At 29.4% G+C, this 11,785-nt stretch carries 14 protein-coding genes; all 14 read right to left on the minus strand.

The genetic code is table 11. The features are described from left to right. Positions 1 to 280 precede the first annotated feature (280 nt). The 14 genes from NG918_RS14525 to NG918_RS14590 all read right to left on the minus strand — a co-directional run bounded on the left by NG918_RS14525 (position 281) and on the right by NG918_RS14590 (position 11,628). Positions 281 to 694 carry a HutP family protein gene (locus NG918_RS14525; RefSeq protein ID WP_252212974.1) on the minus strand — a complete coding sequence of 138 codons (414 nt, stop codon included), beginning with the start codon at positions 692 to 694 and terminating at the stop codon, positions 281 to 283. A 33-nt stretch (positions 695 to 727) separates the two neighbouring features. Then, positions 728 to 1,669: a DUF4003 family protein gene (locus tag NG918_RS14530; protein ID WP_252226774.1), complete on the minus strand. Its 942-nt coding sequence runs from the start codon at positions 1,667 to 1,669 to the stop codon at positions 728 to 730. A 181-nt stretch (positions 1,670 to 1,850) separates the two neighbouring features. Beyond that, a complete protein-coding gene (locus tag NG918_RS14535; RefSeq protein ID WP_252212976.1) occupies positions 1,851 to 2,675 on the minus strand; it encodes an acetyl-CoA carboxylase carboxyltransferase subunit alpha in 825 nt (274 codons plus the stop codon). Beyond that, positions 2,668 to 3,543 (minus strand): acetyl-CoA carboxylase, carboxyltransferase subunit beta, encoded by an 876-nt coding sequence (gene accD / locus NG918_RS14540; protein WP_252226776.1) that lies wholly within the window; start codon positions 3,541 to 3,543, stop codon positions 2,668 to 2,670. Before accD ends, NG918_RS14535 begins: the two co-directional genes overlap by 8 nt. Further along, a complete protein-coding gene (locus NG918_RS14545; protein WP_012449815.1) occupies positions 3,536 to 4,888 on the minus strand; it encodes an acetyl-CoA carboxylase biotin carboxylase subunit in 1,353 nt (450 codons plus the stop codon). The genes accD and NG918_RS14545 overlap by 8 nt, the downstream gene beginning before the upstream one ends. A 9-nt stretch (positions 4,889 to 4,897) precedes the next feature. Continuing rightward, positions 4,898 to 5,326, minus strand: a complete 429-nt coding sequence (gene fabZ / locus NG918_RS14550) for a 3-hydroxyacyl-ACP dehydratase FabZ (RefSeq protein ID WP_003370298.1) — start codon at positions 5,324 to 5,326, stop codon at positions 4,898 to 4,900. A 5-nt stretch (positions 5,327 to 5,331) separates the two neighbouring features. Beyond that, positions 5,332 to 5,829, minus strand: coding sequence for an acetyl-CoA carboxylase biotin carboxyl carrier protein (accB, locus tag NG918_RS14555; RefSeq protein ID WP_252226777.1), 498 nt, complete (start codon positions 5,827 to 5,829; stop codon positions 5,332 to 5,334). A gap of 11 nt (positions 5,830 to 5,840) precedes the next feature. Continuing rightward, on the minus strand, positions 5,841 to 7,082 hold the full coding sequence (gene fabF / locus NG918_RS14560; RefSeq protein WP_252226778.1) for a beta-ketoacyl-ACP synthase II: 1,242 nt from the start codon (positions 7,080 to 7,082) through the stop codon (positions 5,841 to 5,843). Between the two features lie 17 nt (positions 7,083 to 7,099). Next, on the minus strand, positions 7,100 to 7,840 hold the full coding sequence (gene fabG / locus NG918_RS14565) for a 3-oxoacyl-[acyl-carrier-protein] reductase (protein ID WP_252212983.1): 741 nt from the start codon (positions 7,838 to 7,840) through the stop codon (positions 7,100 to 7,102). A 20-nt stretch (positions 7,841 to 7,860) separates the two neighbouring features. Further along, positions 7,861 to 8,802, minus strand: coding sequence for an ACP S-malonyltransferase (fabD, locus tag NG918_RS14570; RefSeq protein WP_252226779.1), 942 nt, complete (start codon positions 8,800 to 8,802; stop codon positions 7,861 to 7,863). Beyond that, the gene (gene fabK / locus NG918_RS14575; protein ID WP_252212986.1) at positions 8,795 to 9,736 is read right to left on the minus strand and encodes an enoyl-[acyl-carrier-protein] reductase FabK; all 942 of its coding nucleotides are present in this window, start codon (positions 9,734 to 9,736) and stop codon (positions 8,795 to 8,797) included. The genes fabD and fabK overlap by 8 nt, the downstream gene beginning before the upstream one ends. Before the next feature lie 108 nt (positions 9,737 to 9,844). Next, positions 9,845 to 10,069, minus strand: coding sequence for an acyl carrier protein (locus NG918_RS14580; RefSeq protein WP_252212987.1), 225 nt, complete (start codon positions 10,067 to 10,069; stop codon positions 9,845 to 9,847). Between the two features lie 126 nt (positions 10,070 to 10,195). Beyond that, entirely contained in the window at positions 10,196 to 11,164 is a 969-nt protein-coding gene (locus NG918_RS14585) for a beta-ketoacyl-ACP synthase III (RefSeq protein WP_252212988.1), read from the minus strand. Between the two features lie 14 nt (positions 11,165 to 11,178). Next, positions 11,179 to 11,628: a MarR family winged helix-turn-helix transcriptional regulator gene (locus tag NG918_RS14590; protein WP_252212989.1), complete on the minus strand. Its 450-nt coding sequence runs from the start codon at positions 11,626 to 11,628 to the stop codon at positions 11,179 to 11,181. Positions 11,629 to 11,785 lie beyond the last annotated feature (157 nt).

Here is an 11,785-nt window from a genome sequence, read left to right on the forward strand (position 1 = left end):
TTTAAAATTTGGCTCTGTTTTAAATGTGTGTTGATATATACAATAGGTAAAGTGGCATTGTAATTGGATTTTGAGAATTCTCAATGAGTATTGGGCTATACTCATTTTAGCATTCCTAAGTTCAATTACTCCGCTCACTTTGCTTATGCATATATCAACACTCCGCTAAAACAAAGCCTAAAATTTAAATTATTTTTCACAACACACTTTTTTAATCTCTATAATAAAAAAGATAGATATTAAAATAATTCTTGTTATCTTAATATCTATCATCATCTTTTTATACTGGTATAGCTCTATGCCCTATTCCTATAACAACTTCATCTAAATGAAGTAAACCAATACTTAAGAATATGCATACAGAAATATGTTCCCCGCCTCTAGCTATTCCAATTTTTCCACCTACATTTTGTGCATTAGCTCTATTAGAAACTTGAATTATAGCATCTCTAGTAGCTCCTATTACTGCACCTTCATGTAAATGTTCTTCTCTTATAAGGCCATTTCTTTTGGATGCAACCAGTGCACTTTCTAATATCTTTGATATTGATGAATTAATATTTCCACCTATATTTACTGCTGTAACTTTTATACCTTCTTTGTTATATATCTTTTTTAAATCTTCTTCCTCAAATCTATCACATATAGCCATTTTAGTTGCTATTTTAGCAACCTTTGTGCTATTACTCTCCATAAGATTATTCTCCTTTAATATTAATTTTTATTGTTATATTAACAATAACGTTAAGTATTCTATTAACTTCTTAACTATATTTATTTCATTTTCAGTAAATAAATCCTCATCATCTTCTGAAATGATTTCAATATATTCATATAATACTAGTGTAATAGATACTAGTACAATCTGATCCTTTTTTATAAATCTTTTTTCACATAAATCATCATATACTTCACTAATATTATCAATAAATTCATTATTATTTTCAATTATTAATGAAGATAAACCCAGTAATAAATAATGCTCTTCTTTTATTTCCATTTTAGTATTATTTAAATGTGATTTTATTTCTATAACATTATTTATATAACTAGTATAATCCATTTCATCTAAATTTATCATTGCAAGTGCAATAAAAAAAGCTTCTTTTTTATCAAATTTTTTTCTGAGTAATTTAAAATATATCTTTAGATACTTTCTAACTAATTGATTATATTCCCTAGAAAACATTGATAAATTTATAAAGCATATATTCATTAATTTAAATTCATCTATACCCTGTACTTTGCTCTTTATTTCAGTTTTTGCCTTTAACATATTATTTAATATATTATCATATTCTTTTTTATGAAATCTTAAAGTAATAATAAACGATAAAAGTTCTAAGTACTTGTCCTTTTTAAAACCTTTATTTACCAAATTATCGTATATTATAATTGTGTCTTTAACTATCTTTTCATATTGAAAATTTGAACATAAAAAAGCAGACATTGCTTTTTTAACGTTTCCATTAAATACATTATTTAGTTCACTTTTACTTATGTATTTTCTAATACTTTTTAATTCACTTTTATCTACTTCATTTTTATTTATTATATAAAGTAAACTTTCTAATATTTTAACTTTATTATTATCAAATATTAATGTTCTGCTTATATCTTTATAATAGTCTTTAAATATATCTACCTTACTTTTCAGATCAACATCCATAATCATCATCCTCTTAAAAAAAATTAACTTTAATATTATATTATTTCTAAATAGTATATATTGTCAATGACTCATATTTAACTTTCTTAGCTTAAAAAATATATTAAAATATCTATAATCAAAAAAGCTCAAAAGATTGCAATCTTTTGAGCTTATATTAAAAATCACTATATATTATAAATTACTCTAAAGTTCCTATTTTTCTAAATTTATCATAACGTTCATTTATCATTTGATTTGTTTCAATGTTTTTCATTTCATTTATTGCATTCATAAGTTCTTTTTTTATGAGCGTTACTTGTTTTGGTGGATTTTTATGTGCTCCACCTCTTGGCTCTTTTATTACCTTATCTATAATACCAAACTCATTTAAATCTTGTGCTGTTATTTTCATAACATTTGCAGCTTCTTTTACTCTCTTGCTATCTTTCCATAATATAGATGCAAATCCTTCTGGTGAAAGTATTGAATAAACTGCGTTTTCTAACATAAGTATTTTATCTGCCACTGTTAATGCTAATGCTCCTCCACTTCCCCCTTCTCCAATAACTATAGAAATTATGGGGGTTTTCAATCTACTAAGTTCGAACAAATTATTTGCAATAGCACTACCTTGCCCTCTTTCTTCTGCCCCGACTCCACAAAAGGCTCCTGGAGTATCTATAAAACAAATAACAGGTCTATTAAATTTTTCTGCTTGTTTCATAAGTCTTAATGCTTTTCTATAGCCTTCTGGATTGGGCATTCCAAAATTTCTTTCTATATTTTCATTTGTATTAGCTCCCTTTGTTATTGCTATTACCGTAACGCTAATATCTTCAAATGATGCTATTCCACCAATTACAGCTTTGTCATCACCAAATAATCTATCTCCATGAAACTCTATAAAATCTTTAAAAATATTATCTATATAATATTTTCCTGTAGGTCTATCTTTATGCCTAGCTATTTCAACTTTTTCCCAAGGGCTTGATACTACTATTGATTTTATAAACTCTTTATTCATACTTATTCACTCCATGTAAAATAAGAATCTTATATAAATAAGCTCTCATATTTTTTCTTTCTACAATACTATCTATGAATCCTTTTTCAAGAAGAAATTCTGATTTTTGAAATGACTCTGGAAGAGTTTCATTTATTGTATTTTCTATAACTCTTCTACCTGCAAATCCAACTAAAGTATTTGGCTCACTTAATATAATATCGCCTTCCATAGCAAAACTTGCTGTTACTCCTCCAGTAGTTGGATCAGTTAATATTGTTATATATAATAGCCCCTTTTCATCATGCCTTGCAAGAGCAGCACTTATTTTTGCCATTTGCATAAGCGAAAAAATACCTTCTTGCATTCTTGCTCCACCTGAAGCTGTAAAAATCAAAATAGGAAGATTATTTTCTGTAGCATATTCTACTATTCTAGTAATTTTTTCTCCGACAACAGTCCCCATGCTTCCCATCATAAAGAAACTATCCATTATTGCACAAGCTACTTCCAAATCATTTATTCTACCTACTCCAGTAACTACTGCTTCTTTACTTCCAGTATTGCTTTGAGATTGATTTATTTTCTCTTCATAATCTTCAAAGTCAATAGGATTATTTGTTTTTAATGATTTCCACATTTCTTTAAAAGTATCTTTATCAAATAATTGTTTTATTCTTTCCTTAGGTGATATTCTAAAGTGTTGATTACACTTATTACATACATATTTGTTATTTTCTAAATCTTCATAGTAAATCATACTATTACAATTACTGCATTTAGTCCACATTCCAGATGGAATATTAGGCTTTTCTTCTACTACTTTACTTTTATATGCTGATGGATTAACCGTTGCATATTTACTTTTTTTAAATAAATCTTTAAGCATTATTCTTCACCATCTTTTCTGATAAAAATGACGTATCATAATTTCCATCTAAAAACTCTTGCATTTCAAGTATAGAAAATTGAAAATCAATATTAGTTTTTACTCCACCTACTGCAAATTCACCTAAAGCTCTTTTCATTTTTACAATAGCTTCTTCTCTAGTTTTTCCAAAAGTTATAAGCTTTGCAATCATAGAATCATAAAAATAAGGTATATTATATCCACAATATATAGCAGAGTCTACTCTAACTCCCATTCCGCCTGGAACGCATAACTCTGATACTTCTCCAGGACATGGTCTAAAATCATTCTCTGGATCTTCTGCATTAATTCTACATTCAATAGCATGACCAGATATCTTTATATCTTCTTGCTTTAATAATAACTTTTCTCCTGATGCTATCTTTAATTGCTCTTTAACTAAATCAACACCTGTAATCATTTCTGTAATTGGATGCTCTACTTGTATCCTTGTGTTCATTTCCATAAAGTAAAAGTTATTATCTTTATCAAATAAAAATTCTATAGTTCCTGCATTTTTATAATTAACAGCCTTTGCTGCTTTCTTAGCTATTTCTCCCATAGTATTTCTTATTTCTTCATTTAATATATTAGATGGCGCCTCTTCTAAAACTTTTTGATTCTTTCTTTGAAGGGAGCATTCTCTTTCTCCTAAATGAACAACATTTCCATACTCATCAGCTAAAATTTGAAATTCAATATGTCTAGGTTTTTCAATGAATTTTTCTATATATAATCTGTCATCACCAAAGCAAGCTTTAGATTCAGATTTAGCAGTTTTATATCCTTTTAAGAATTCTTCATCACTTCTGGCAATTCTTATTCCTTTTCCACCACCACCAGCAGCTGCCTTTATCATTATAGGATAACCTATTTTTTTAGCAATACCTAAAGCATGTGTTTCATTCTCTATTTCCCCTTCATATCCAGGTACAACAGGAACATTTGCTTTTTTCATTATTTCTCTAGCTCTTGCTTTATCACCCATAAGTTCAATTGATTCATAATCTGGACCTATGAATTTTATATTACATTCTTTACACATCTTTGCGAACTTAGCATTTTCAGATAAAAATCCAAATCCAGGATGTATTGCATCAGCCCCACTAAGTACACATGCACTTAAAATATTAGCAATATTTAAATAACTATCTTTAGCTATTGCTGGACCTATACAAATCGCTTCATCAGCCAATTGAGTATGAAGTGCTTCTTTATCAATTTCTGAGTAAACAGCAACTGTAAGTATTCCCATTTCTCTACAAGCTCTAATTATTCTAACTGCAATTTCTCCTCTATTTGCAATAAGTACCTTTTTAAACATATCCTTCACCTATCCTATAGCAAAAAGTATTTCAGCTTCACAAACTGTTTTACCATCAACTGAAGCTATTCCTTTACCTATTCCTATTGGTCCCTTAAGTTTTACTATTTCACAATATAAATCTAATCTATCTCCTGGTACAACCTTTGCCTTAAATCTAACCTTATTAGTTCCAGCAAATAATGGAGTTTTTCCTTTAAACTTTTCCATTGATAAAATAGCCACAGCTCCTGCTTGTGCCAAAGCTTCTATTTGTAAAACCCCTGGCATAATTGGTTCTTGTGGATAATGGCCTTGGAAAAATTGTTCATTTGCAGAAACATTCTTATATCCCTTAACAAATAATTTTTCTTCTATATCCATTTCAGTTACTCTATCTATAAGTAAAAATGGGTATCTATGAGGTAAAATTTCTTTTATTTCTTCTATCTTTAACATAAACATTAATCCTCCTTAATTTCAAAGAGTTTTTGTCCAAACTCAACCATATCTCCATCTTTTGCAAAACACTTTACTATTTTTCCATCATAATTACTTTCAATTTCATTCATTAACTTCATTGCTTCAATTATGCAAATTACTTTTCCCTTTTTTACATAATCTCCTTCTTTAGCAAATGACTCGCTATCAGGAGATGGTGATGAATAAAACGTTCCAACCATTGGTGATGTAATTATTACTGTGTCTTCTTCTACAGCTTCTTCTGATGTGTTACTTGATTTATTCTCTGGGAAATTATTCTTTTCTTGTATAGGTTCCTCTTTTGTATGAAGGTTGCTTTCCTTTTTTGTAGTCTCTTCTTCTTTTTCTACATTTCTATTTAAGCTTCTAGTTAAAGACTTATCCATTTTTATATAGCTATCATTTGATTTTAATTCAAAGTAAGCTAAATCCGAAGAATTTATAATATTTATAAGTTCTTTAATATTTTGAAAATCCATAAAATTACCTCCTACTTTTCTTCCCATCTCTTAAATAATAAAGTTGCATTGTGTCCACCAAATCCTAAAGAATTTGTTAAAGCATACTTAAGTTCTTTTTTTCGTCCCTTATTTGGTACATAATCTAAATCTAATTCTTCATCTTTAGTTTCATAACCTATTGTAGGAGGTATAAAACCTTCTTCAAGTGCTTTTAAACACACTATAGACTCAATAGCTCCTGCTGCACCTAATAAATGTCCTGTCATTGATTTTGTAGAAGATATTGGAATGTTATATGCCTCTTCTCCAAAAACTTTTTTAATTGCTGCTGTTTCAAATTTATCATTTAATTGAGTTGAAGTTCCATGAGCATTTATATATGAAACTTCAGTTTTATCTATTTTAGCTTCATTAATTGCTTGACTCATAGCTTCTGCTGCTCCAAAACCTTCTGGATGTGGAGATGTAATGTGGTATGCATCACAAGTTGAACCATATCCTACAATTTCACCTAATATATTTGCTCCTCTTTCTAACGCTGAATCTAAAGATTCAAGTAATAATATTCCTGCACCTTCCCCCATTACAAAGCCACTTCTATTCTTATCAAAAGGAGTTGAAGCTTTAACAGGATCATTTGAAGAATTAAGTGCTTTCATACTATGGAATCCTTCAACACCAATTCTTGTTATTGGAGCTTCTGCACCACCTGCTAACATAAAATCAGCGTATCCATGTTTTATATATCTAAATGCATCTCCAATGTTATTTGTACCAGTTGCACATGCTGTCACTACTGATGTACAAGAACCTTCAAGTCCATATTGAATAGATATGTTTCCAGCAGCTAAATTGATAATTGCCATTGGAACAAAGAATGGTGACATTCTCTTTGATTTACCTGTAACTAATTTAGTACATTCAGTTTCTATAGTTGCAAATCCACCTATTCCCGAACCTACCATAACACCAAATCTTTTTTTATCTACTTTTTCTAAATCTATTTTAGAACTTTTCATAGCTTCCTCTGCTGCTATTAATGCCATTTGAGAAAATCTATCTAGTCTTTTACATTCTTTTTTACCTAAAACTTCTTCTGGATTAAAATCCTTAAGTTCTCCGGCAATCTTAACATTAATTAATTCATTATCTATTAACTTAATAAAATCTATTCCTAATTTACCATCTTTATTGTTTTTCCAAAATGTATCTACATCATTTCCTATTGGAGTTAATGCTCCCATTCCTGTAACAACAACTCTTCTTTCCATAACTCTATACTCCTCCATTACATTACCATTCCACCATCAATATTTATAACTTGACCTGTAACATAGTTTGAGTTTTCACTTGCAAGAAACGCTACAACACCAGCTACATCTTCTGGAGTTCCAAATCTTTTTAATGGTATGTTCTTTTTTGCTTCTTCTTTAACTTTTTCACCTAAAACACTAGTCATATCAGTTTCAATAAATCCTGGTGCAACTGCATTTACATTTATACCCCTTGCGCCAAGTTCTTTAGCTAAAGATTTTGTCATGCCTATAACTCCTGCTTTAGAAGCTGCATAGTTTACTTGCCCTGCATTACCTGCAACACCAACTACTGATGAAATGTTTATTATCTTTCCATGTTTTTGTCTGACCATGACAGGAGTGATTGATTTTAAGCAATTAAAAACTCCTTTTAAATTTACATCTATAACATCATCAAAGTCTTTTTCTTTCATTCTAAGAATAAGGGTATCCTTTGTTATTCCAGCGTTATTTACAATAATATCTATAATTCCGAATTTACTTTTTGCTTCACTTATAATATTTTCTACATCTTCTAACTTACTTATATCACCTTTAACAGTTAAAACTTCTACGCCCATTTTTTCTATTTCAGAAGCTACTATTTTTGCTTCTTCTTCGCTACTTCTATAATTCAATACTATGTTTGCACCAAGAGAGGCTAATTTAAAAGCAATTGCTTTACCTATCCCTCTTGCAGCTCCTGTAATAATTGCACATTTTCCTTTTAGCATTAATAAAAATCCTCCTTAAGCTAAATTTCTTCTAATGTTAATAATAATTTATTTAATGATTCCATATCTTCTATATTTAATACTTTAACGCTTCTATTAATTTTCTTTACAAATCCACTAAGAACCTTACCTGGTCCAACTTCAATAAATGTATTAACTCCATTTTTTATCATATCTTCAATAGTCTTATCAAAAAGTACAGATGATCTTATATGTCTTTTTAATAACTCTTTAAAATCATCTTCTTCATCATAAGGTAACCCTTTCACATTAGAATATACAACTTTATTTAATGAATTTATATTTGTATTCTTTAATGTGTTATAAAATTCTTCACTTGCATTGTTTAATAATGAACTATGGAAAGGTCCACTTACCTTTAAAGGTATTCCTAATCCTCCAAGTTCCTTTGCAATTTTCACTGCTTCATCAATAGCTTTATTTTCCCCAGCTATAACTACTTGTTTTGGACAATTGTAATTTGCTGCTTCTGCAATGCCAAACTCACTTGCTCTTTCTAATAGATTTTCTAATTTTTCATTATCAAGCTTTAAAATAGCTGCCATCTTTCCAAGACCTTTTGGAAGAGAATTTCCCATGATTCTACCTCTCTCTTTTACTAGAAGTAATCCTTCTTCCAAAGAAAGCGCTCCTGAAAAAATTAGTGAAGCATATTCACCAAGACTTAATCCTGCAGTATACTTTGCTTCAATATTATTTACTTCCAAAGCTTTTAATGCTACTAAAGAAGCCACTACTATTGTAGGTTGAGCATTTTCTGTTTGCATTAAAACTTCTTCAGGACCATTAAATAGCATATCTTTTATTGGCATATCTAATATTTTTTCTGCTTTATCAACTATTTCTTTACATTCTGGTATTTTATCATAGAATTCCTTTGCCATACCCACATATTGGGCACCTTGACCTGGAAAAAGGAATGCAATATTTTCACTATTCATGATTTCCTCCAAACAACACAAACCTTTGCTTTGCTTCTTCAAACATCTCTTCAATAATTTCCTTTGATGTTTGTTCTTTATTAATTAAGCCTGCAATTTGTCCAGACATTATAGATCCATTATCCACATCACCATCTACTGCTGCTTTCTTTAAAGTACCTGCTCCTAATTCTTCTAATTTTTCTGGACTTATACCTTCTTTTTCTAACTTAGCATACATTCTTGATAGTTTGTTTTTAAGCACTCTTACTGGATGACCTGTAGATCTACCTGTAACTTCTGTATCTATGTCTTTAGCTTTTAATATCTTATCTTTATAATTTTGATTTACTGTACATTCTCTTGCAACTAAAAATCTAGTTCCAACTTGAACTCCTTCTGCTCCTAACATAAAAGAAGCTGCAATTCCTCTTCCATCACCTATTCCACCTGCTGCTATAACTGGTATGCTTACTGCATCTACAACTTGTGGAATTAATGCCATTGTAGTAAGTTGACCTACATGACCACCTGATTCTGTACCTTCTGCTATAATTGCATCTGCTCCTGCTTTTTCCATTCTCTTAGCAAGGGCTACTGATGCAACAACTGGTATTACCTTTATATTATTTGCTTTCCATCTTTCCATGTACTTACCTGGACTTCCTGCTCCAGTAGTAACAATAGCTATATTTTCCTCACATACTAGTTCCGCTATTTCTTCTGCATTTTCAGACATTAACATTATATTTACACCAAAAGGTTTATCTGTTAATTTTTTAGCTTCTCTGATTTGTTTTCTTACCCATTCTGTTGGTGCTGCTCCTGTTATTATTCCAATTCCACCTGCTTCACTTACCGCTGCTGCTAAAGATGCATCTGCGATCCAAGCCATACCTCCTTGAAATATTGGATACTTTATACCAAGTAGATCACATACTCTATTATTTGCCACAAATAATTCCTCCTAATAGTGTTCTTACAAAAATACTTATATTATATAATTAAATCGGGAATACTTATTTGCATACCCGACTTAACTTGGATGTTAGTATTTTAAATTTTAATTATTCGTCTTATTCTTTACATATTCAACTGCATCTTTTAAGCTCTTTAACTTTTCAACTTCCTCTATTTGAATATCGAATTTTTCTTCTAATTCAATTACAACTTGGAATAAGTCTAAAGAATCTGCTCCTAAATCTTCAAATGTAGTTTCTAAAGTTATTCCATCCTTTTCTACACCTAATTGTTCACATATTATATCTCTAATTTCTTCAAATAACATAATTTTTTCCTCCTTGATGTCTCTTTTTTTATTTATCTTTAAATTAATAGTTAACTATATTTTAAGTATCTGTTTATATATTAATATCTCAACACTTTACTAAAACATAGCCTAATAATTTAATTTTTACCATTCTAGTAATGTAGCTCCATAGCTTAATCCACCACCAAAAGCTACTAAAAGTATCTTATCTCCTTCTTCTAGAAGATTTTTTTCATATAACTCATTTAAAGCTAATGGCACTGAAGCTGAGGATGTATTTCCTGTTTTATCTAAATTTATATAAAACTTATTTATATCTATCTTTAATTTTTTAGCAACATAATCTAATATTCTTATATTAGCTTGATGAGGTACTATGTACTTTATATCATTTAAGCAAACATCTGTACCTTCTAATACACCATCAATTCCTTTAATAATAGCTGAAGTTGCAAATTTAAAAACTTCCCTACCATTCATCTCAACATATTGGTTGCTAATAAAATTTTCTTTAGTAAAAGGAGTGTTAAAATCAAGCGCACCTATAGTCAATGAATCTCCTTTTTTCCCATCTGTTTTCAAATAGGAATTAATTATTCCATTCTTTTCATCTCTTACAAGTACTGCTGCTCCACCACCATCACCAAATAATATACATGTTCCTCTATCATTCCAATTAATAACTTTAGAAAGTGTTTCTGCACCTATAACAAGTGCATTCTTGTAATTTAATGATTTCATTAATGAATTTGCAGTTTCTAATGCAAATACAAAACCTGAGCAGGCAACATTTATATCAAATGCCGCAGCCTTATTAGCATTTAATTCTTTTTGAACTAAACACGCCACAGATGGCATAAACATATCTGGAGTAATAGTTGCTACTATTATTAAATCTAAATCTTCAGAATCAATCTTTGCTCTCTCAAGGGCAACTTTAGCGGCTTTCACAGCAATTTCCGAAGTATTTTCACCTTCTGAAATTCTACGTTCTTTTATACCTGTTCTTTCAACTATCCACTCATCATTAGTATCAACAAATTCACTAATTTTATCATTTGTAACAACGAGTGATGGTAGATATCCCCCTACTCCCCCTATTTTAATATTCATACTTTTCTCCTTAATTATTTCAATTTATATTTTTCTCTTAAAAACTCATTTATCTTATTTAATGCTGAAATTAGCATTGCTTCTTCTTGTTGTGTTAAGCTTTCTATTGAGTTACTAACCATATCATTATGAAATTTTTCATGTAATCTATAAGCTAGTTTTCCTTTTTTAGTTAAAGCAATTAAAACAACTCTTCTATCTTCTTCTATTCTGCTTCTTTCTACATAACCTTTTTTAATAAGTTTATTGATTGCAGTTGTTAATGTTCCAACTGTTATTTTTAAATCTTGAGCTACTTCAGACATAGTTCTTTTTTTATACATTCCAATTGCTTCAATAGTATGAATTTCAGTAATTGAAAGATCTGAAATTACTCCTTCTTTTATTGTTTGTTCTTCTATTTGTAAAATATCATTAAATAATTCTACTAATATCTGATTGACTATCTTTTTTGATTGATTCATCTATTTATTTTCCTCCAGATAAAACATTAAATATTTGACTTAGTAATTTAATTTCTGCAATCAAACATTTTGATAATCAAAATATACTACATTCAAAATAAATTGTCAATTATTTTGAAAATATATTTTCGTTATTTACCATTATTTTCTTCATATC

It is taken from the genome of Clostridium sp. ZBS2, from assembly GCF_023845855.1.
Lineage (GTDB): Bacteria > Bacillota > Clostridia > Clostridiales > Clostridiaceae > Clostridium > Clostridium aquiflavi.